General features: G+C 70.6%; 18 protein-coding genes. 8 read left to right on the forward strand and 10 right to left on the reverse strand.

All coding sequences use genetic code 11. From position 1 onward, the window contains the following. Nucleotides 1-19: 19 nt before the first annotated feature. Nucleotides 20-1,966 carry a VWA domain-containing protein gene (locus ACWDUM_RS03385; protein ID WP_450113275.1) on the reverse strand — a complete coding sequence of 649 codons (1,947 nt, stop codon included), beginning with the start codon at nucleotides 1,964-1,966 and terminating at the stop codon, nucleotides 20-22. After that, a complete protein-coding gene (locus ACWDUM_RS03390) occupies nucleotides 1,966-3,375 on the reverse strand; it encodes an ATP-binding protein (protein ID WP_450132880.1) in 1,410 nt (469 codons plus the stop codon). Before ACWDUM_RS03390 ends, ACWDUM_RS03385 begins: the two co-directional genes overlap by 1 nt. A gap of 178 nt (nucleotides 3,376-3,553) precedes the next feature. Here ACWDUM_RS03390 and ACWDUM_RS03395 point away from each other — a divergent pair, with 178 nt between their 5' ends. The 5 genes from ACWDUM_RS03395 to ACWDUM_RS03415 all read left to right on the forward strand — a co-directional run bounded on the left by ACWDUM_RS03395 (nucleotide 3,554) and on the right by ACWDUM_RS03415 (nucleotide 8,035). After that, nucleotides 3,554-3,826, forward strand: coding sequence for a DUF3311 domain-containing protein (locus ACWDUM_RS03395; protein WP_450132881.1), 273 nt, complete (start codon nucleotides 3,554-3,556; stop codon nucleotides 3,824-3,826). Continuing rightward, on the forward strand, nucleotides 3,823-5,496 hold the full coding sequence (mctP, locus tag ACWDUM_RS03400) for a monocarboxylate uptake permease MctP (RefSeq protein WP_450132882.1): 1,674 nt from the start codon (nucleotides 3,823-3,825) through the stop codon (nucleotides 5,494-5,496). Before ACWDUM_RS03395 ends, mctP begins: the two co-directional genes overlap by 4 nt. A 104-nt stretch (nucleotides 5,497-5,600) precedes the next feature. Further along, complete coding sequence (locus ACWDUM_RS03405) at nucleotides 5,601-6,173, forward strand: DUF4126 domain-containing protein (protein WP_450113279.1); 573 nt, start codon at nucleotides 5,601-5,603, stop codon at nucleotides 6,171-6,173. Between the two features lie 48 nt (nucleotides 6,174-6,221). Then, on the forward strand, nucleotides 6,222-7,193 hold the full coding sequence (locus ACWDUM_RS03410; RefSeq protein ID WP_450132883.1) for an alpha/beta hydrolase family protein: 972 nt from the start codon (nucleotides 6,222-6,224) through the stop codon (nucleotides 7,191-7,193). Between the two features lie 650 nt (nucleotides 7,194-7,843). Then, on the forward strand, nucleotides 7,844-8,035 hold the full coding sequence (locus tag ACWDUM_RS03415) for a hypothetical protein (protein ID WP_450113281.1): 192 nt from the start codon (nucleotides 7,844-7,846) through the stop codon (nucleotides 8,033-8,035). Between the two features lie 55 nt (nucleotides 8,036-8,090). On the opposite strand, the gene purH is transcribed toward ACWDUM_RS03415, so the two are convergent. From purH to sucC, 6 genes are all read right to left on the reverse strand, one after another. After that, a complete protein-coding gene (gene purH, locus ACWDUM_RS03420) occupies nucleotides 8,091-9,644 on the reverse strand; it encodes a bifunctional phosphoribosylaminoimidazolecarboxamide formyltransferase/IMP cyclohydrolase (RefSeq protein ID WP_450132884.1) in 1,554 nt (517 codons plus the stop codon). Further along, complete coding sequence (gene purN, locus ACWDUM_RS03425; RefSeq protein ID WP_450113384.1) at nucleotides 9,641-10,282, reverse strand: phosphoribosylglycinamide formyltransferase; 642 nt, start codon at nucleotides 10,280-10,282, stop codon at nucleotides 9,641-9,643. The genes purH and purN overlap by 4 nt, the downstream gene beginning before the upstream one ends. Before the next feature lie 72 nt (nucleotides 10,283-10,354). After that, nucleotides 10,355-11,971, reverse strand: coding sequence for a cell division protein PerM (locus tag ACWDUM_RS03430; protein WP_450132885.1), 1,617 nt, complete (start codon nucleotides 11,969-11,971; stop codon nucleotides 10,355-10,357). Nucleotides 11,972-11,984: 13 nt separating this feature from the next. Next, nucleotides 11,985-12,887: a DUF5336 domain-containing protein gene (locus tag ACWDUM_RS03435; protein ID WP_450113284.1), complete on the reverse strand. Its 903-nt coding sequence runs from the start codon at nucleotides 12,885-12,887 to the stop codon at nucleotides 11,985-11,987. Nucleotides 12,888-13,084: 197 nt separating this feature from the next. Beyond that, a complete protein-coding gene (gene sucD / locus ACWDUM_RS03440) occupies nucleotides 13,085-13,999 on the reverse strand; it encodes a succinate--CoA ligase subunit alpha (protein ID WP_450132886.1) in 915 nt (304 codons plus the stop codon). A gap of 12 nt (nucleotides 14,000-14,011) precedes the next feature. Continuing rightward, entirely contained in the window at nucleotides 14,012-15,181 is a 1,170-nt protein-coding gene (sucC, locus tag ACWDUM_RS03445; protein WP_450113286.1) for an ADP-forming succinate--CoA ligase subunit beta, read from the reverse strand. Nucleotides 15,182-15,944: 763 nt separating this feature from the next. Between sucC and ACWDUM_RS03450 the strand changes: the two genes are divergently transcribed. Further along, a complete protein-coding gene (locus tag ACWDUM_RS03450) occupies nucleotides 15,945-16,910 on the forward strand; it encodes a M23 family metallopeptidase (protein ID WP_450132887.1) in 966 nt (321 codons plus the stop codon). A gap of 4 nt (nucleotides 16,911-16,914) precedes the next feature. Here the strand turns inward: ACWDUM_RS03450 and ACWDUM_RS03455 are convergent, their stop codons facing one another. Next, nucleotides 16,915-17,292 (reverse strand): hypothetical protein, encoded by a 378-nt coding sequence (locus ACWDUM_RS03455; RefSeq protein WP_450132888.1) that lies wholly within the window; start codon nucleotides 17,290-17,292, stop codon nucleotides 16,915-16,917. A gap of 158 nt (nucleotides 17,293-17,450) precedes the next feature. Here ACWDUM_RS03455 and ACWDUM_RS03460 point away from each other — a divergent pair, with 158 nt between their 5' ends. Beyond that, nucleotides 17,451-18,653 (forward strand): sensor histidine kinase, encoded by a 1,203-nt coding sequence (locus ACWDUM_RS03460; RefSeq protein WP_450132889.1) that lies wholly within the window; start codon nucleotides 17,451-17,453, stop codon nucleotides 18,651-18,653. 17 nt (nucleotides 18,654-18,670) lie between these two features. Beyond that, nucleotides 18,671-19,339 (forward strand): response regulator transcription factor, encoded by a 669-nt coding sequence (locus ACWDUM_RS03465; RefSeq protein ID WP_450133318.1) that lies wholly within the window; start codon nucleotides 18,671-18,673, stop codon nucleotides 19,337-19,339. Between the two features lie 31 nt (nucleotides 19,340-19,370). Here ACWDUM_RS03465 and pcrA read toward each other — a convergent pair whose 3' ends face one another. After that, nucleotides 19,371-21,869 (reverse strand): DNA helicase PcrA, encoded by a 2,499-nt coding sequence (gene pcrA / locus ACWDUM_RS03470; RefSeq protein WP_450113290.1) that lies wholly within the window; start codon nucleotides 21,867-21,869, stop codon nucleotides 19,371-19,373. Between the last annotated feature and the right edge of the window lie 98 nt (nucleotides 21,870-21,967).

Below are 21,967 nucleotides of genomic sequence, written 5' to 3' on the forward strand. Positions count from 1 at the left end.
TCACCGGGGCGAAAATCACTCACAGGCGGCGGAGCCGCACGAAGTCGCTGACCACCGCGGCTCCCAGACCGTCGAGATCGGGCGCCACGACGCGCCCGCCGACACGCTGCGCCATTCTGTCCACCACCCGGGCCAGGCCGGGATCGTCACCGAGCCGGAAGATCGTCACCTGCGCGCCCAGCTTGGCGAGATTGTCCAGTTCCCGGACCGTCAGGCCCAGAGTCTTGGGGTGCGGCGGATAGTCGAAGAACGCCCGGCCGTCCGGCTCCAGATGTGCCGTCGGCTCACCGTCGGTGACGATCAGGACCACCGGTTGGGCGTTCGGGTTCCGGCGCAGGTGCCTGCCCGCCAACAGCAGGGCGTGATGCAGGTTGGTGCCCTGGTCCCACGCGCCGTCCAGGCCCGCCAACTCCTCCGGGGTGACGGTGCGGGCCTGCCTGCCGAACGCGATCAACTGCAGGTCGTCGCCGCGGAATCGGGTGCGCACCAGATGGTTCAGCGCCAGCGCCGTCCGCTTCATCGGCACCCAGCGCCCGTCCATCACCATCGAGAACGAGGTGTCCACCAGCAGCGCCACCGCGGCCCGGGTGCGCTGCTCCGTCTCGGCGATCTCGACGTCGGAGACCCGCAACCGAACCGGAACCGACACCTGCCCGGAACCCGCCTCGCGGAGAACGGCATTGGTGACCGTCCGCGTGACGTCCCACGGTTCGGTGTCCCCGAACTCCCACGGACGGCTGGATCCGGTGGGCTCCCCCATCGCCCCCGCCCGGCGGGTGTCGCGGGCACCGTCGCGCCCGGACAACCGCTGCGCGACATCACGCAACGCCGACTGGCCCAGCTTGCGCATCGCCCTCGGCGACAGTCGCCACTGGCCGTCCGCACCGCGGTCGAGGAAGCCCTGCTGGTGCAGCGCCCGCTCGAGGTCGGCGAGGGTGCGGGCGTCGGCGGCCGCCTCCGGTCCGAGCTGCCGCAGCAACGCCTCCGGGTCGATGTCGTCGAGTTGCGCGCCCGCGTACTCCTGCGACAGCTGCTCACCGAGCTGTTCGAGTTCGGCGATGTCCGCCAGCGCGGACGTGCCGTCACCGAGGCCCATGCCGTCGTCGCCGCGGAACCGGCGACTGCCGTCCCAGTCCTCGCCCGGCCGCGCCGCCCGCAGGTTCGCGTCCAGCCGGTCCAACTGCTGCATCAGGCCGGGGCTGCCGAACGCCTGCTGCGCCAACGCATCCAGTTCGGCGCGCTGCTCGGGGGTCAGCGAGTTCCGGAGGCGCTGTGCAGCGGCCGCGCGGCGGGCGAGCGCGTCGAGCAGCTCCTCCACGTCCCGCGGGTTCTCGGGGAAGAACTCGCCGTGATCGGCCATGAACTGCTCGAAATCCTCCGGGGTGTCCTCACCCCGAGAGTGCTTGTCCAGCAGGTCGTTCAGGTCCGACAGCATCTCGTCGACGCGCCGGCGGTCCTCGTCGGTGGCGTTCTCGAGCGCCTGCTTCATGCCGTCGAACCGCTGGTCGAGCAGTTCCCGGCCGAGCAGGTCCCGGATCTTCTCGTAGTCGGCGCGGGCCTGCGGATCGCGCCAGTCGTAGTCGGACAGGTCCCGCACCGCCTGCGCGGTGGACGGCGGCAGCTCCGCGAGCTGCATCTCCGCGAAGCGGGCGTCGTCGTCGAGCGACCGTGCCAACTCCTTGCGTTCGGCGAGCACGGCACGGTCGAGCAGCTCGCGAACCTCGTCGAGGGTGCCGCCGAGGTTGTGCTCGCCCAGAAGCTCGCGGCGACGCCGGTTGGCCTGCGCGGCAAGCCGGTCCAGCCCGCGCATCGTCGAGGTGCCGCGCCGGAGCAGCTCGCGGAGCGCCTGCCGCGGCGACGAGCCCTCGAGGACGTCGTTGCCGATCGCCTCGAGCGCCTCGCGCAGGTCCACCGGGGGTGCCAGTGGATCCGGTCCCCCGTGGTAGCGGCCGTAACGCTGGTACATCAGCTGTACACCAGCTGCCCGTCGTCGTCGGGGTCCTTCGCGATCCGACGTGCCAGATACAGCCCTTCGAGGGCCAGTTCCACGGCCGATGCGCGGGCGCCGACCGTCCGGGCACCGAGCCGCTCGGCCACCTGGTCGACCACCGCCAGGTCCGGCAGTTCACCGAGCAGGTCCTTCGCGGTGACCCGGTCGCCGGTCACGACGGGCGATCCCTCCTCGACCGCCGCCACCAGCTGCCCGAGATCGATGCCGCCGAGCCGTTCACGGACGGTCTCCGCGGTGGCCCGCCGCAGCAGGTGCTCGAGGATCTCGCTCTCGCGGCCCTCCTCGCCGGACTCGAACTCGAGCTTTCCGCGCAGGACGTCGATCACCGTCCCGAGATCGACGGGGCGCGCGGTCGGGTCGGACTCGCCGAGGATCGCACCACGGTGCACCGCCGCCGCGCCGACCGTCTCCGCCGCCGCGACCGCGAACCGGGCCGAGACGCCGGAGCGCTGGTCGATCGACGGGGACTCGCGCAGCAGCCGGGTGAACCGGGCGAGGATCTCGAGCAGGTGCAACGGCACCTCGGCGCGCAGCTGCGCCTCCTGCTCGATGACGGCGACCTCGTCGTCGACCTCGAGCGGGTAGTGGGTGCGGATCTCGGCACCGAACCGGTCCTTGATCGGGGTGATGATGCGTCCGCGGTTCGTGTAGTCCTCCGGGTTCGCGCTGGCCACCAGCAACACGTCGAGCGGCAGCCGCAGCGTGTAGCCGCGGACCTGGATGTCACGCTCCTCCATCACGTTCAGCAGTGACACCTGGATCCGCTCGGCGAGGTCGGGCAGCTCGTTGACCGCGACGATGCCGCGATGCGCCCGCGGCACCAGTCCGAAGTGGATGGTCTCGGGGTCGCCGAGACTGCGCCCCTCCGCGACCTTGACCGGGTCGACGTCGCCGACCAGGTCCGCGACCGACGTGTCCGGGGTCGCGAGCTTCTCCGAGTACCGTTCGTCGCGTCCGCGCCAGGCGATCGGCAGGTCGTCGCCGAGTTCGGCGGCCCGCCGGATGGAGGCGGGGGTGATCGGTTCGTACGGGTGCTCACCGAGCTCCGAACCGGCGATCACCGGCGTCCACTCGTCCAGCAGCAGCGGCAGCGTGCGCAGCAGCCGGGTCTTGCCCTGCCCGCGCTCGCCGAGCAGCACGATGTCGTGGCCGGCGATCAGGGCGCGTTCGAGCTGCGGCAGGACGGTGCCCTCGAAGCCGACGATCCCCGGCCAGGGGTCGCGGCCGTCGCGCAGGGCGGCGAGCAGGTTGTCGCGGATCTCGTCCTTGACCGGACGCTGGACGTGGCCGGACGCGCGCAACTCGCCCACCGTGGCGGCGGTGGGGCGCGGCGACCGGAACTCGGGGCTGGGCGCAGTCACCACTCCACGCTACGAGGCTTCCGCCGAATCGGCACCCCTGTCGCCGATTCGAGATTCGGATCCGCCGACGCCGGCCGCCCGGTCGGAGTAGCTTTCCGCGCGGGCGGGGCGAGTTCGGACCCGACCAGCGAGGGCGCCGAGCTGTGCCATCGACACCTACCCGTTGGGGACGGAGACCGCCGTGACCGAGCCGGACGAGACCACCGCACCACCCGCGAACAGGGCACTGCTCGCCCTGGCCGCGGTGCTCCTGCTGATCCCGATCGTCGCGATCCTGTGGGTGCCGTTCTATGCCCGCGAGGAACCGAGGTGGGGCGGCTTCCCGTTCTTCTTCTGGTATCAGTTCGTGTGGGTGTTCCTCTGCGCCGGAGCCACTTTCGCGGCGTACCGGATCGTGCTCAGGGCCCGCCCGCACCGCCCGATGCGGGGCGCCGACGAGGACGGCGACCGGTGACCGCCGAGGTGCTGGCGGCCGGCCCCGGCGACGGGGTCGACGGGGTCGCGCTTGCGGTGCTGGTCGCACTGTTCGCCCTGGTCACGGTGCTCGGATTCCTCGCGTCCCGGTGGCGGCGGGCGGCGAACCTGGCCAGCCTCGACGAGTGGGGACTCGGCGGCCGCAGTTTCGGCACCTGGGTGACGTGGTTCCTGATCGGCGGCGACATCTACACCGCGTACACGTTCATCGCGGTGCCCGCCGCGATGTTCGCCCTCGGCGCGGTGAGTGGGTTCTTCGCCATCCCCTACGCGATCGTCGTGTACCCGATCATCTTCGTGTTCATGTCCCGGCTGTGGTCGGTCAGCCACCGTCACGGCTACGTGACCACCGCGGACTTCGTGCGCGGGCGGTACGGGTCGCGCTGGCTGTCGCTCGCGATGGCGCTGACCGGGATCCTCGCGACGATGCCGTATGTCGCGCTGCAACTGGTCGGCATCCAGGCGGTCCTCGAGGTGATCGGCATCGGCGGCGCGGACAACGTGATCGCGAGGGACCTGCCGTTGTTCATCGCGTTCGCGGTCCTCGCGGCGTACACGTACTCGTCGGGGCTGCGGGCGCCCGCGATCATCGCGTTCGTCAAGGACACGCTGATCTACCTGGTGATCATCGTCGCGGTGATCTACCTGCCGTCGAAGTTCGGCGGCTGGGCGCACATCTTCGACGCCGCGCAGACCAAGATGGAGACCCCCAACCCGGCCACCGGCAAACCCACCGGGACGTTCATTCCGAGCAGCCAGCAGTTCTGGGCGTACGCCACCCTGTCGCTGGGGTCCGCGCTGGCACTGTTCATGTACCCGCACTCGGTGACGGCGACGCTGTCGGCGAAGTCCCGCAACACGATCCGGCGCAACGCCTCGATCCTGCCCGCCTACACGTTCCTGCTCGGCCTGCTCGCCCTGCTCGGCTGGGTGGCGATCGCCGCGGGTACCAAACCGATCGGGCTCGACGGCAAGCCCAACGCCCAGTTGGTGGTGCCGCAACTGTTCGAGGACGCATTCCCGTCCTGGTTCGCGGGTGTCGCGTTCTCCGCTATCGCGATCGGTGCCCTCGTGCCCGCCGCGATCATGTCCATCGCCGCGGCGAACCTGTTCACCCGCAACGTGTATCGCGAATGGTTCCGGCCGTCCGCGACGCCCGCGCAGGAGGCGAAGGTCGGCAAGATCGTCTCCCTGGTGGTCAAGTTCGTGGCGCTGATCTTCGTGCTCACCCTCGACAAGCAGAACGCGATCAACTTCCAGCTGCTCGGCGGGATCTGGATCCTGCAGACCTTCCCGGCAATCGTGTTCGGGCTCTATACCCGCTGGTTCCACCGCTGGGCGCTGCTCGCGGGCTGGGCGGTGGGCATGGTCTACGGCACCGTCGTCGCCTACAACACCTCGTCCCCGACCACGGAGCACTTCGCCGGGTCGCTCGCCTCGATCCCCGGGATCGCGCAGATGGGATACATCGCGCTGACCGCGTTCGTGATCAACATCGTCGTCGCGGCCGTGCTCACCCTGGCACTGCGGGCACTGAACGCACCCGACGGCATCGACGCGACCGTCACCGGCGACTACTTCGCGGACACCGGCGACCCCCGCGTGAAACCGCTACCCACCACCCCGACGGAGGCCACGCCGAGTCCCTGAGGCGGCTGCGCCGCTCGTGTGCGCTTCGGCGAGTCCAGGAACTCACGAGACACGCGCGAGCGCCGGAGGCGCCCTCGGCGGTCCCCGATTCGTACACTGCGCCCATGGACACCTGGGTGCTTCCCGCTCTCCTCGGTCTCGGCCTCGCCGCCGCGACCGGGCTGCGGACCTTCCTGCCGCTGCTGATGCTCAGCGCCGCCGCATATTTCGGACTGTTCGGCATCTCGCTGGGCGAGTCCTTCGCCTGGGTGGGATCGGCAGGTGCACTGGTGGCGCTCACGATCGCGACCGCCGTCGAACTCCTCGCGGACCTGATCCCGTTCGTGGACAACGCACTCGGCGTGTTCGGCACCGTCAGCCGCCCGATCGCGGCCGCGATCGCCGCCGGGGCCGTGTTCACCGATCTCGAACCGTCGACAGCGGTGATCGCGGGCATCATCGTCGGCGCACCGACCGCACTCGCGTTCAGCACCGCCCAGACCGGTGCCCGGGCGGTCAGCACCGCGTCGACGGCGGGGGTGGCGAATCCTGTGCTCTCCGTCGCCGAGGACGGCGCCGCCTTCACGCTGGTCCTGGTGGCTTTCCTGCTGCCGCTGCTGATCCCGGCTGTGCTCGCGTTCGCGCTGTGGTTCGCGTGGAAGGGTGTTCGCCGGCTCCGGCGCCCGGTGAACGGCTGACGCGGGTCGCACCCGGGCCCGCCCCGCCGACCTGAGAGACTGGCCCACATGGCCGACACCGAGATCACGTTCACCAGCGGCGACGTCACCGTCCACGGCAGCCTCCTCGTCCCCGACGGCCTCGACGGCCCGGCACCCGCCGCGCTGCTGCTCGCGGGCAGCGGCCCCACCGACCGCAACGGCGACAGCGCGGTGATGCCCGGCTCGATCGGCACCCTGCGATTCCTCGCCGACACCCTCGCCGAGGCGGGCATCGCGAGCCTGCGGTACGACAAGCTCGGCAGCGGCGTGACCGGGCTCGGTCCCTACTCGGTCGACGACGTCGCCGACCTGGGGTTCTCCGTCTTCGTCGACGCCGCGGCCGACGCGCTGCGCAACCTCGCCGCGCAGCCCGACATCGATTCGCGCCGGCTGCTGGTGATCGGCCACAGCGAGGGCGCGCTGGTCGCGATGGCCGTCGCCGTCCGCGACGACACCCCCGACCTGATCGGGCTGGGCCTGCTCGAGCCCCTCGCGGTGCGGTTGCTGGATCTGCTGACCCGGCAGATCACCGGACAGATGGACGCGGCCGTCGCGGGCGGCCAGCTGCCCGTCGAGCTCGCCGACCAGCTGCGCACCGGCCTCGCCGACGCGGTCGAGTCGCTCCGCGCCGACGGCACCGTCTCCGACGACCTGCCGGAACCGCTCCGGCTCGCCGGCCTGGTCTCCGTCAACGCCAAGGCCCTCGCCGAGGAGGATGCGCTCGACCCTCGCGCACTGGCCGCACAGCTGCCCGCCGGCCTGCCCGTGCTGACGAGCTGCTCGGACCGCGACATCCAGGTCTCCCTCGAGGACGTCGACGCCCTCGATGCCGCCCTGACCGGCGCGAAGGTCACCCCGGTCCGGATGACGACGGCGAACCACGTGCTCAAGGAGATCGGCGAGCGCCCCTCCACCGGCGCCGACTACGTCGAGGACCTGCCGTACTCGCCGGAGTTCCGGACCGCGTTCGTGAACTGGCTGGGCGCTCTCCCCCGCTGACGCCGAGTGTGCACCGCCCTCGCGCGCAGTCGGTGCCCGCGGCGGGGGTGCACACTCGCAGGCTGTGGACGACGGCGCGGGTTGTCCACAGCCCGCGTCGCGGTACCACCGGGGCGCGCGACAAGATCTGCATCGTCGGCTCGAACCACCGAGAAGTACCGTGGCACAAGGGAAATCGTTGGTCTCCGCCAGGTTCTCGATCTGATCGACGGCGGCGCCGAGTCGCCGCCCGAGACTCGAACCCGGCCGACGCTCGTCGACAGCGAACCGCCGCGGCCGACGGTCGCAACATCGGGTGAACACCCGGCGGGACACGCCGGAATCGAATACCGGGATGCGTGGACCCCACCCGGTGATGTACCGTTCTCGGCTAACAACCAGCTGCGAGAAGAAGGGAACCCGGCCATGTCGAAGTTTGCGCACGTATCGGCAGCACACGTGGCCATGTGGCGTTCCTGCATTTTTGCCAAGCGTGTGCGCCGAGAACCATTCTGACGACAAGCGGATCGAGTTCTCGGCACCCAGGGCACACAGCCCGGGTGCCTTTTCTTTTGTCCCGAGTTTTTCCCGAACCGTCGCCCCGACGAAACCTTCCGAACACACGCCGCCGACACACTCGAAGGCGCGAGACCGAGCTAAGGAGCTCCGACATGAAACTTCGCTTCAACCAACTGTCCCCGACGCAACCGCTGGCGGACCTGCCTGCGGACCTCACCGGCCACGCCGTCACGCTGGACCTGTCGCACACCGACGCCGGGCAGCGCGCCGCGGCCACCGATCTGGCCCGCGAACTGCTCGACCGCGGCGCCGCCCGGATCGTCATCTCGGGTAACGCCGCCTGAAACGCACGAGAGGTGCGCACCCGGCAGGGTGCACACCTCTCGTGTGTCGTGTCGATCAGTGCGCGAAGTGACGCGCCCCGGTCAGGTACATGGTGATGCCGGCTTCACGTGCGGCCTCGATGACCTCGTTGTCCCGGACGGATCCACCCGGCTGCACGACCGCCTTCACGCCGGCGTTCGCCAGCACCTGCAGGCCGTCGGGGAACGGGAAGAAGGCGTCGGATGCGGCGACCGACCCGGCCACCCGGTCACCACCGCGGTTCACCGCGAGGTGCGCGGAGTCGACCCGGTTGACCTGCCCCATGCCGACACCGATCGACGCCCCGTCGGACGCCAGCAGGATCGCGTTGGACTTCACCGAACGGCAAGCCCGCCAAGCGAATTCGAGGTCCTTGAGGGTCTGCTCGTCGGCCGCCTCGCCGACCGCGAGGGTCCAGTTCTTCGGGTCGTCGCCCTCGGCGTCGAGGACGTCCCGCTGCTGCAGCAGCGCGCCACCGGAGATCGGCCGCAGTTCGACGCCCGTCTCGGTCGGCGCGACCGCTTCGAGCACGCGCACGTTCTTCTTGCGCGCCAGCACCTCGACGGCACCGGGCGCATAGGACGGGGCGATGATGACCTCGGTGAAGATCTCCGCGACCTGCTCCGCCATCTCGACGGTGATCTCGCGGTTCGCGGCGATGACGCCGCCGAACGCGCTGACCGGGTCGCAGGCGTGTGCCTTGCGGTGCGCCTCGGCGATGTCCGCTCCCACCGCGATACCGCACGGGTTGGCGTGCTTGATGATCGCGACCGCGGGAGCGTCGAAGTCGTGGGCGGCGCGCCACGCGGCGTCACCGTCGGTGTAGTTGTTGTACGACATCTCCTTGCCGTGCAACTGCGTCGCCTGCGCGAGGCCCGCGGGCGCGGCCGGGTTCACGTACAGCGCGGCGGCCTGGTGCGGGTTCTCGCCATAACGCAGCACCGCGGTGCGGTCCCAGCTGGCGCCGGTCCACTCCGGGAACTGCGAGTCCGACTCGACCAGCGTCGACGTCATCCAGGACGCGACCGCGACGTCGTAGGCGGCGGTGTGCTGGAACGCCTGCGCGGCGAGCGCGGTGCGCTCGGCGAGAGTGAACCCGCCGGCGGCGACGGCGGCCAGCACGTCGGAGTACTTGGCGGGGTCGACGACGACCGCGACCGAGGGGTGGTTCTTCGCCGCGGCACGCACCATCGACGGGCCGCCGATGTCGATCTGCTCGACGCACTCGTCCGGAGTGGCACCCGAGGCGACGGTCTGCGTGAACGGGTACAGGTTCACCACGACCAGCTGGAACGCCTCGATGCCGAGCTCCTCGAGCTGCGCGAGGTGGTCGGGCTTGCGGGTGTCGGCGAGGATGCCCGCGTGCACGCGCGGGTGCAGCGTCTTCACGCGACCCTCGAGGCATTCGGGGAACCCGGTCAGCGACTCGACCGGCGTGACCGGGATGCCGGCCTCTGCGATCTTCGCGGCGGTCGATCCGGTCGAGACCAGCTCGACGCCGGCCTCGTGCAGGCCGGTGGCGAGCTCCACCAGACCGCTCTTGTCGTACACGCTCACCAGTGCGCGGCGCAGTGCCTTACGTTCGGTCACTTCGGGATCACGGCCTTTCGTCCATCGGAAACAACTCCTCGGGTAGCGACGGCGGCGATGACCTCGACCAGCAGTCGCCGTTCCACGGTCTTGATGCGTTCGTGCAGCGTCGACTCGTCATCGTCGTCGAGCACGATCACCGCCTCCTGGGCCAGCACGGGCCCGGTGTCGACACCCGAATCCACAAGGTGCACGGTCGATCCCGTCACCTTGACGCCGTAGGCGAGGGCGTCGGGGACGGCGTGCGCGCCGGGGAAGGACGGCAGCAGCGCGGGATGTGTGTTGATGATCCGGCCACCGAACCGCGACATGAACTCCGGGCCGAGGATCTTCATGAACCCGGCGGAGACGATCAGGTCGGGGGTGTGCGCGGCGACGGCCTCGGTCAGCGCCAGGTCCCAGGCGGCACGGTCGGGGTGCTGCCCCAACGCGACCTTGAAGGCAGGGATTCCGGCGGCCTCGGCGTGCTTGGTGGCGGCGCACTCACGGTCCACGCCGACCGCGACGATCCGTGCCGGGTAGTCGTCGGTGGCGGCCGCGATCAGCGACTGCAGCAGGCTTCCCGTGCCGGAAGCGAGGACCACGACCCGGACCGGCGTACCGGTGTCATCGGGCCGGAACACATGCGGGGCAGTCAGCGCTCTACTCCTCGGGGCATCGGCCGGGGCCCGGCCGTGAATACCGTCGGCTGCCGCCGACACCCGGTAAGACTAGTCGCTGCTGGTCCGGGTGCCCTCGGGCAGGTCCTCCTCCGGCTTCGGCTCCGTGACCTGCACCACCCCGGCCTCGGTCGCCCCGGTGTCGCCGGGTTCGTCGACCACCTCGGCGTCGACCACCGACCCCGGTTCGATGTCGACGACCGGTGGGGCGGTCTCGGCGTCCTCGAGCAGTTCGGCCTCGATCACCGCGGTCCGCGGAGCCGCGCCGTCCGGCGCGTCCGTCCCGTCGCCGGGCCCGGGAGCCTCGGACGGCGGTGGGACCTCGCCCCCGCCTGCCTCGGACTCCGCAGCCGCGGTGCCGTCGGCGATGCGTCCACCGGGCAGTGCCGGGGTTTCCGGGACGACGTTCGGCCGCGGCGGTCGCGGCGCCCGCTCGGGTGCCGGTTCCGGTTCCGGTTCCGGCCGGGCCCGCCATCGGGTCACCGCCGCCGCGGCAGCGCCGCACAGGGCGAGCCAACCGAAGGTGGCGCCGGCGAACGTGGCCACGGTGACGCCGACCGAACCGAACGACCCGAGCGCACCCCCGGCGACGAACCCGAGCACCGCGAACACCACGGCGACGGCGAACGCCCCGACGAGCGCGGTCTTCGCGGCCAGCAGCGGGGAACCGGACCGGCGGGCGCATTCGCGGCCGAACAGCACGCCGATCGCAGCGGGGATCACCAGTGCCGCCAGCCAGCCGTCACCCCAGGACTGCTCCGGCAACGCGCCGAGCACCGGCAGGGCGGGAACCGGCCCACCGACCACGTCGAACAGGCTCACCGACGCGGATCCCACGTGGACGGCCGACCCGACCAGCACCGCGGTGGCCCCGACGACGACGTTCGGCAGGTACAGGATCGACAGCAGGGTCAGCCCGAGCCCACCGGTGAAACCGTCCCCGGCCTCGACGAGCATCCCGACCGTCGACCAGGATGCGAGCAGCGAGGCGACCGTGATCGCCGCGCCGGTGGCCAACAGCGCCATCGCAGCCCGCATCGCCGGACGCGCGGCGGCGAGCACCCAGTCGGGCACGCCGAGGAAGGTCACGGCCGGCCGCCACAGTCGCATTCCGATCCCGATCCCGGCGCCGGTCAGGTGCACCGCAGCCACCCACGCGAACGCGGACAGCGGGTTCGGCGTCGACAGGGCGATCACCGATGCGGCGTCGGCGACCACGGCCAGGGCGATCGCGGTGACCACCAGCGGACCCGCGACCGCGGCGCCGAGCACCCACCAGCACTCGTGCCGCGGGGTGGACGCGTGGACGACGCGGGAGCAGCCCCGGGCCACCGCCGCGACCATCACCAGCGTCGGCAGCAGTGGCAACACCCCGAGCGACGCGCCGCCGATGGTCAGCGGCACCTGGTGGACGGCGAGCCACCCGGCCGCGATCGCACCGCTCGTCCCGGTCAGGTCGCTGTTCGCCGCGACGAGGGTGACGAGCATGCACGTGGCGATGACGACGAGGGCGAGCAGCGCAGGCCGCAGACCGAGCCCGAGCAGGGCCCGCACCTGCTCCGGGGTCGGGCTGGGGCGGGTGCCGGTCGCGGGTTTGCGGATCGGGGGGCGCGGGGTGCGCCGCTGACCGTCGGGACGGGTGGCGGCGCGGCTGAGCGCGGAATTCATCGGGCCGACTGCGTCAGTCGTCGGTACGTTCGGGCTGGTCGACGCCGAAGGCACGAGTCTGCGCCGCGGAGTCCTCGCCTGCCGCGGCCTCATCCGGCGAGGCCGGTGCGCTGCCGGCCGGCGGCTGACCGTACGGCTGCTGCGGCGGCGGCCCGTAGGGCTGCGGCGGGGTCTGCTGGGTCGGCGCGCCGTGGCCGGGCGCGGGCGGCGGGGACGCGGGCTGCGGCGGCGCGTACGGGTTGGGCACCTGGCCGTAGCCGGGCTGCGGCTGACCGTAACCGGCGGGCTGGCCGTAGCCGACCGGCTGCCCCGGCGCGGGCGGCTGCCCCGGACCGTAGCCGGGAGGGAAGCCGGGCGGCGGACCGTAGCCGGGCGCGGGAGGGCCGTACGGCTGCGCCGGGTACGCGACCGGGCGCGGCGCCGGCATACGGACCAGGCCCAGGGTGAGGGCGAGCGCGGCGATCGCGACCGCCGCCTGCACGAACCCCAGGATCAGGTTGAGGATGCCGCCCCACGCCAGGCTCACCCCATCCGAGAGGGTGAACAGGAAGAACAGCGAGACCAGGAAGCCCACCAGGGAGGTCACCGCAACGATCGGGTACTGGTCCTGCCCGGGCAGCAGCGACAGCCCGGCCAGCAGTCCGCCGACCAGCAGCAGCGCCAGGGCGATCACCGGGTAGCCGCCTTCGAAGGAACTCTGCGTCAGCGGGGTCTCGCTGAAGGTGGTGACCTTCGCGAAGGGCGCGAACCCGACCAGGAAGTTCACCACGCCGAGGGCGAGCACCGCGATGCACAGCAGGTGCGGCAGCGGCTTGGCGGCGAGACCGCCCGCCGGCTGCGCCGGCGGGACCGGCGGCAGGCCCGGACCCGCGGGGCCCGCGGACGGATAGCCGGGTCCTGTGGGCGGATACGTCATCGTCGGCTCCTCGTCGATACGCGGCACTGGGCTCTCGGGCAGGTCGGTGAACCAACGCTAGCGCACCTCGTCGCGGTGGGCCGATGGCGCGCTGCACGGGTGGACCACGGCGTCGGCCGGGCCTACCGGACACGGACACGAAAACGCCGACGGGCACCTGCGCGATGCAGGTGCCCGTCGGCGTGAACGAGGGGGTGTTACGCGCCCACGGTCAGGGTCTCGAGGATCTCGCGCGCGAGAGCGGCGGTCTCGGACGGCGTCTTGCCGACCTTGACGCCGGCCGCCTCGAGGGCGTCCTTCTTGGCCTGGGCGGTGCCCGAGGAGCCGGAGACGATGGCGCCGGCGTGGCCCATGGTCTTGCCCTCGGGGGCGGTGAAGCCCGCGACGTAGCCGACGACCGGCTTGGTGACGTTGGCCTTGATGTAGTCGGCCGCACGCTCCTCGGCGTCGCCGCCGATCTCGCCGATCATGACGATGAGCTTGGTCTCCGGGTCCTTCTCGAACGCCTCGATGGCGTCGATGTGGGTGGTGCCGATGACCGGGTCGCCGCCGATGCCGATGGCGGTGGAGAAGCCGTACTCACGCAGCTCGAACATCATCTGGTAGGTGAGGGTGCCGGACTTCGACACCAGGCCGACCGGGCCCTTGCCCGCGATGTTGGCCGGCGTGATGCCGACGAGGGCCTCGCCCGGGGTGATGATGCCGGGGCAGTTGGGGCCGATGATCCGGGTCTTGTTGCCCTTCTCGACGTTGTAGGCCCACGCGTACGCGGAGTCCTGCACCGGGATGCCCTCGGTGATGACCACGAGCAGCGGGATCTCCGCGTCGATGGCCTCGACGATGGCGTCCTTCGAGAACGCCGGCGGGACGAACGCGATGGAGACGTCCGCGCCGGTCTCCTTCATGGCCTCGGCGACGGTCGCGAAGACCGGGAGCTCGACGGCGTTGCCGTCCTTGTCGGTGTGCGAGACCGTGGTGCCGGCCTTGCGGGCGTTGACGCCGCCGACGACCTGGGTGCCTGCCTTGAGCATCAGGGCGGTGTGCTTGGTGCCCTCGCCGCCGGTGATGCCCTGGACGATGACCTTGGAGTCCTTGGTGAGGAAGATTGCCATTGTTCTAGTCCCTTACTTCGCGGCGAACGCGAGTTCGGCGGCCTTGTCGGCGGCCTCGTCCATGGTGGCGACAACCGTGACCAGCGGGTGGTTGGCCTCGGCCAGGATGCGGCGGCCCTCTTCGACGTTGTTGCCGTCGAGACGGACGACGAGCGGCTTGTTGGCCTCGTCACCGAGGGTCTGCAGGGCACCGACGATGCCGTTGGCGACCGCGTCACAGGCGGTGATGCCGCCGAAGACGTTGACGAAGACGCTCTTGACCTGGGCGTCGTTCAGGATGACGTCGAGGCCGGCGGCCATGACCGCAGCCGAGGCGCCGCCACCGATGTCGAGGAAGTTGGCGGGCTTGACGCCACCGTGCTTCTCACCGGCGTACGCGACGACGTCCAGGGTCGACATGACCAGGCCGGCGCCGTTACCGATGATGCCGACCTCGCCGTCGAGCTTGACGTAGTTGAGGTCGTTCTCCTTGGCCTTGAGCTCGAGCGGGTCGGTGGCGTCCCGGTCCTCGAACTCGGCGTGGCCGGCCTGACGGAAGTCGGCGTTGGCGTCCAGGGTGACCTTGCCGTCGAGGGCGAGGATCTGGTCGTCAGGGGTGCGGACGAGCGGGTTGACCTCGACGAGGAGAGCGTCTTCCTTGATGAAGACCTCCCACAGCTTCTGGATCGTGTTGGCCGCGGCGTCGAGGACCTCGGCAGGCAGCTTGCCCGCCTCGGCGATGCTGCGCGCGAACGCGAGGTCGACACCCTTGACGGCGTCCACGGGGATCTTCGCGAGGGCGTCGGGGTTCTCCTCGGCGGTGACCTCGATCTCGACGCCACCCTCGACCGAGCACATCGCCAGGTAGGTGCGGTTGGTGCGGTCGAGCAGGAAGGAGATGTAGTACTCCTCCGCGATCTCACTCGCCTCGGCGACGAGCAGCTTCTTGACGACGTGGCCCTTGATGTCGAGGCCCAGGATGGCCTCGGCGTTCGCCTGCGCTGCATCCGCGTCTGCCGAGTACTTGACGCCGCCGGCCTTGCCGCGGCCGCCGACCTTCACCTGCGCCTTGACCATCACGGGCTTGCCGATTTCCTCGGCGATCTCGCGGGCACCGGCGACAGTGTCGGTAACACGGCCGGCCGACGTCGGCACGTCGTGCTTGGCGAAGAGTTCCTTCGCCTGGTATTCGAAGAGATCCATCTGCTCACCGTCTCGTCTGCGTTGACGCCCGCTCGAGGGGTAGGAGCGGGTCCGTTCGGGACAATATCTAGTTGATTCCGCGACACAGCCCTCGCGTCGATGCTATGTGGCATATGTCACGGCCTGGGGTGCGTGCGCCGCAGGTCACGGCCGCCGGACACAAGGGCCTCGGCGGCTGACTCGTGGAAAAGCGCCGCACCGGCGATCGCGAGCCGGTCCGTCGGCGCGATCTCCGACTCGGCGACCCGACCATTGGTCAAGGGCCACCCGATCAGGTATACGCCATCGCGATCGCCACGCCCACCGCAGCCTCCCGTTGCGCCATGGCTCACGCGACGAAATCTCTCCGGGAGTGCTGTCCGCCGCCCCACACAGCGGAGCAGCGCCCCAGCTCGTCCGTGATCAATTTGTGATGGATATCACAATGGCTCGGCGGGTCCCCTCCAAAGGTTGCGGGTGTTGCGACCGTTTCGTTACCGTCGCTGAGTCCAAGTCACAGGCAGGTCACGAACGGAAGGACGGCAGGTTCTTGTCCAGGCACCGCGCGCCCTCCACGACCAGCCAATTCGGCACCGTCCCAGTACCGGACACCGCATACGCCGAAGAATTCGCAGCTCAGACCGTCGCAGCCCATCCGGGAACGGCACCTGCCCCCAGTAAACCGAGGGACTGGTTCGCCGCCGACGACGCGAGCAATCAGTCATATCCGCAGTACTCGGCACAGCGTTACACCGGGTCATCACGTTTCGAGACCCACGGCTCCATGAATTACCGCACCACTGATTACCGCAGCACGGATTACCCCGGCACCGATTACCCCGGCACGGATTACGCCGGCACCGATTACCGCAGCACCCCCCTCCAGCAGATCGACTCGTTCGACGACGACCCGACCGCGGTCGTCACGGCGCTTCCCCACGCGAAGCCCACCACGGACCCCACCGGGTCCGACCTCGCGAATGTCGCAGCTCCCGCTCGCCGCGGTGGAGCGCACCGCATCCCCACTCCCCCCACCGCCCTCAAGGGCCGCGCCGCGGTCGTGGCCGTCGCCGCCGGCGCCGTGGTCGCCGCGGGACAGGCCGCGAACAGCGGCCCGGAGCAGGCCCCCGAAGTCGCGCTCGCCGCCGACGACGCCTCGACGATCGCGTCCACCGCCGAGCCGCAGGCCGCCCAGTTCGCCGCGACCACCTCGAGCACCACGCCGTCCCAGGCCCCGCAGGTCCTCAACGTCGCCGACCCCGCGGACCTGACCCAGTTCTCGAACCTGCTCGCCAAGGGCCAGCGGTTCAGCGAGGAGCGTGCCGCCCGCGAGGCCGCGGCGCGGCGTCCGCTGTTCGTGCTCCCGGCGCTCGGCACCTACACCTCCGGGTACGGCTCCCGCTGGGGCACCCTGCACGCCGGCGTGGACATCGCCAATGCGATCGGTACCCCGATCTACGCGGTCGCCGACGGCGTCGTCATCGACTCCGGGCCCGCATCCGGATTCGGCATGTGGGTGCGTCTGCAGCACGCCGACGGCACCATCACGGTGTACGGACACATCGATTCCTCGCTCGTCTCCGTCGGCCAGCAGGTCATGGCCGGAGACCAGATCGCCCGCATGGGCAACCGCGGCTTCTCGACCGGCCCGCACCTGCACTTCGAGGTGCACCTGGCCGGCGACAACAAGATCGACCCCATCCCGTGGCTGGCCACCCGTGGCATCAGCCTGGGCGTCGAGCGCGACTGAGGCTCTACCCCGACACCGCCGCCGTGGTGCGGCCGGTCAGGTAGGCGTCCGCCATCCGCTGTTCCCCTCGTTGTTCCCGGCGCAGTGCCGCGGACACCGCGGCCCCGGCGTCGAGCACCGCGCGCAGCGCCGGTTGCTCGTTCGCCAGACGCAGCCAGGCGTCCCGGGGTGCCGTGCCGTCCTCGACCGCCTGGTCGAGCAGTGCCGCGAGGTGACCGGTCCACCGATGCTGCAAGGCGAGCAGGATCTCGTCGGGCGACCTGAAATACGCTCGGGCGCCGGGTATCTCGCCGAGCCGATGCACCACGCCCGGATCCGTCGCGGCTCGGTCCAGCACATCCTCGAGCACTCGTCGTCGTTCTCGGAATTCGGTCCAGGACATCTCGCCACCTCCATGGAACGTCGTTTCACCCACGCTACGAACTCGGCGCAGGTCTCGTCGCCGTGCCGGAGTCGGGACTTGCTCTCCTACCCAGGGCGGAGGCCGACTCCACCCCCGAACGGATGCGCGGGCCCCCGACCGGCGTTTACGCTGCCCCTGTGCAGGTCACGGAGTTCTTCCGTCAACGGCTGGCGGAGAGCGGGTACGACTACCCGATGGCCGTCCCGCTGTTCGAACACGCCGCCACGGCGGTGATCGCGGTGATCGCGGTCGCGCAGCGCGATGCCCTCGTGCCTCCGGGCTGGCCGCTCCTGGTCGGGGCGATCGTCACGATCACCCCGATGATCGGCGACATGGTCAGACCCGGGATGCTGATGCCACGGCCGGCACTCGCCGCCCTCGTCATCACCGCGACGACGCTGCTGATGCTCGACCCTCCTGCCACACAGTTCGACTTCGCGCCACTACTGCTGGCGATGACGGCCGGCGAGGTGGCGGCCACGTCGAGACCGGCGGTGAGCCTGGTTGCCGCGGCCGCGGCCGCGGCGGTCCCGATCGCCTTCGCGGCCGGCGGCCGACTCGACGGGACCGCGACCTGGTACGTCCTGACCATCGGACTGGGCTGGATCATCGGGCGGCTCATGCAGATCCAGCTCCGGTTGCTGCAGCAGGAACGTGAGGCGCGCGCCATCCAGGCCGAACAGTCGGCCGCGGCGGAGCGGCATCGCATCGCACGCGAAGTGCACGACGTGATCGCGCACTCGCTCAGCGTGACCCTGCTGCACCTGACCGCGGCGCGCCGCGCACTCGAACAGGACCGCGACGTGGACGAAGCGGTCGACGCGCTGACCGATGCGGAGCGGCTCGGCAGGCAGGCCATGGCCGACATCCGCCGCACGGTGGGCCTGCTCGGTACGGGGCCGTCCGGCGCGCATCCGGAACCGGGTATCGGCGACGTCCCCGATCTGGTCGACGACTTCCGGCGCGCTGGACTTCCGGTCCGGTTCGAGTTGCACGGAGATCCGTCCGCGGTCACCGCCGCGACCGGGCTCGGAATCTATCGCGTCTCCCAGGAATCCCTCGCCAACGTGGTCAAACACGCCCCCGGCACCGACGCCGACGTTCGGGTCGCGATCGGGACCGACGCGGTGACCGTCGACGTTCGCAATCGGCTTCGGGTGCCGGCTGCGCCGAGGTCGACGGGCAGCGGGCTGCGCGGCATGCGTGAGCGGGTCACGTTGCTCGGCGGGGACCTGCGCGCCGGACCGGACGGGGACGGCTGGCGGGTGCATGCGCGGATGCCGCTGCCCGGCGGCCCCTGCCCGACCGGGATCCTGCGCCGGATTCCAGGGCTGTCGTGACAGCTCCGGAGGTGCGGGTGCTGCTGGTCGACGATCAGGAGCTGGTCCGGTCGGGGCTCCGTCGGATCCTGCGCCGCAAGGACGGTTTCGTGATCGCCGGCGAGTGTTCGGACGGGTCGCAGGTCCCGGCGGCGGTGCGCGAGCACGCCCCGGACGTGGTGCTGATGGACCTGCGGATGAAGAACGTCGACGGCATCACCGCGACCCGCGAGCTCCGGGCCCGGAACGCGCATCCACCGGTGCTGGTGCTGACCACCTTCGACGACGACGAACTGCTGTCGGGTGCGCTGCGGGCCGGGGCGGCCGGGTTCATCCTCAAGGACTCCCCCGCCGAGGAGCTGATCCGCGGGGTGCGCACGGTCGCGGCCGGTGGGTCGTGCCTCGATCCGTCGGTGACCGGACGGGTGCTGCACACCTACCGTTCGGCGGCTCCCGTCACGGACGGACGCGGCGCCTCGGACCTGACGGCGCGCGAGACCGAGGTGCTGGCGCTGATCGGACGCGGCCGGTCCAACACCGAGATCGCCCGGGCCCTCGGTATTTCGGAGGTCACGGTGAAGAGCCACGTCGGCCACATATTCGTCAAGCTCGGCCTCCGTGACCGAGCGGCGGCGATCGTGTACGCCTTCGACCACGGGATCGTCACCCCGGGCGCGCCTCCCCTCGGCTCCGCACCCCCCGGCTGAAGGGCGAGGGAAACGACGAACGGTGGAGGGGTCAGAGCTTGACCATCGGCACGCCGCCGATGAGCATCAGCCGGACCTTGCCGGAGGAGCCGAAGTCGACGGTGACCGTGGCGGTGGTGCCCGCCCCCTTGGTCTCGATGACGGTGCCGAGCCCGTACTTGTCGTGGCTGACCCGATCCCCGACCGCGAGCACGAGGTGGTTGTTACGGGGCCGGGCGGCACCGAAGCTGGGTGTCGGCTCGGCCTTCTCCCGTCCGCCGAAGCCGCCACCGTAGCCGCCGCCACCGAAGCCACCACTGCCGTAGCCGCCGCCGTACCCCTGGCCGCCACGGAACCGGCCGCCACCGATCGCGCCGCCGAGCCCCGGCCCGGGATCCTCCCGCCGCCAGTCGATGAGATCCTGCGGAATCTCCTGCAGGAACCTCGATTCCGGGTTGGTGATGGGCTGACCCCACGCCGACCGCATCACGGCGCGGGTCACGTACAGCCGTTGCCGGGCGCGGGTGATACCGACATAGGCGAGGCGCCGCTCCTCGGACAGTTCCGCGGGGTCCCCGAGGGCGCGCATGTGCGGGAACTGACCGTCCTCCCAGCCGGTGACGAACACGACCGGGAACTCGAGGCCCTTCGCGGTGTGCAGCGTCATCAGCGTCACCACGCCGTCACCGTTGTCCGGCAACTGATCCGAGTCCGCCACCAGGGACACCCGTTCGAGGAACGCAGCCAACGACCCCGGATCGGGTTCGCCGTCGGTGAGCGCCGGGTCGTCCTCGCCTGCCGCGGCCAGCGCGCCCTCGAGAGCCTCGTCGATCTCGGTGTCGAGCCCGGCGGCGTTGCGCGCATCGGAGCTGAATTCACGTGCGACGCTGACGAGTTCGTTGAGGTTGTCCAGCCGGGCGCCGTCCTGCGGGTCGCTGCTGGCCTCCAGTTCGGCACGGTAGCGGGTCTTGTCGAGGACGGACTCGACGATCTCGCCGATGTCGATCAGGCCGGTGTCGTCGGGCTGCATCGACTCGCGGATCTCGTCCATCATGTCGATGAACGCGGCGATCGCCTTCTGGGATCGGGTGTTCAGCAGCGGGACGGTACCCGCCGCGGCGTCGCGCAGTGCGGCGGCGAACCCGATGCCGCGCTGCTCCGAATGCACCGCGACGCATGCCTCGGCGCGGTCGCCGATCCCGCGACGCGGGGTGTTGAGGATGCGGCGCAGGCTGACGGTGTCGTCGGGGTTCTCCAGCACCCGCAGGTACGCGACGACGTCGCGCACCTCCTTGCGCTCGTAGAACCGGACGCCGCCGACCACCTTGTAGGGCAGGCCGAGCCGGATGAACACCTCCTCCAGCGCGCGGGAGGAGTTGTTGGTGCGGTAGAACACCGCGACGTCACCGAACCTCGTGTCGCCGCCGTCGACGAGCCGGTCGATCTCCGACGCCACGAACGACGCCTCGTCGTGTTCGTTGTCGGCGACGTAGCCGGTGATCAGCTCACCCTCGCCGGAGTCGGTCCACAACTTCTTGTCCCGCCTGCCGGTGTTGCGGGCGATCACCGCATTGGCGGCGGTCAGGATGTTCTGCGTGGAGCGGTAGTTCTGTTCGAGCAGGATCGTGCGGGCCTGTGGATAGTCCCGTTCGAACTCCTCGATGTTGCGGATGGTGGCGCCGCGGAACGCGTAGATGGACTGGTCGGCGTCGCCGACCACGCACAACTCGGACGCCGGTACCGGCGCAGGGCCAGAAGGCGGCACCGCCGCCGTGCCGTCCTCCCCGACCAGCGTGCGCACCAGCACGTACTGGGCGTGGTTGGTGTCCTGGTACTCGTCGACCAGGACGTGCCGGAAGCGGCGCCGGTAGTACTCGGCGACCTGCGGATGGTTCTGCAGGAGCGCGACAGTCTCGCCGATCAGGTCGTCGAAGTCGAGCGCGTTCGCCGCACGGAGCCGAGCTTGATAGTGCCCGTACACCCGCGCGACCAGCCGGACCACCTCGTTGGTGTCGCGGTCTGCGTCGGCGGTGGCCTGCTCCGGCCCGATCAGCTCGTTCTTCAGGTTCGAGATGTGGGTGGCCAGCAGCCGCGCCGAGTACTTCTTCTGGTCGATCTCGAGGTCCTTCGAGATCATCGTCAGCAGCCGGCGCGAGTCGTCGGCGTCGTAAATGGTGAAGTTCGAGTTGAGTCCAGGCAGCAGCGCGGCCTGCATCCGCAGGATCCGCACGCAGGTGGAGTGGAACGTCGCCACCCACATGCTGTTCGCGCGGGGCCCGACGAGCTGGGCCACCCGTTCGCGCATCTCCGCGGCGGCCTTGTTGGTGAACGTGATGGCCAGGATCTGTCCCGGGGTGACATCGCGTTCGGCGAGCAGGTACGCGATGCGGCGGGTCAGGACCGCGGTCTTGCCCGACCCGGCCCCGGCCACGATCAGCAGCGGCGATCCGGTGTGCACGACCGCGTCCCGCTGCGGCGGATTCAGTCCCGCGAGGAGATCAGCGGTCGAGGTGCGGGGGCCGGCCTGGGCTGCAGCGGAGAATGTGTTCATCGCCCGTCCACGCTACCGCCGCGCACCGACAATCGGCGCCGCGCGGCACCCACACGTGGGTGCACCTCGTCACGCATGGCAAAATGGGGTCATGCTCA

This window comes from Rhodococcus sp. NPDC003322, from assembly GCF_053589555.1.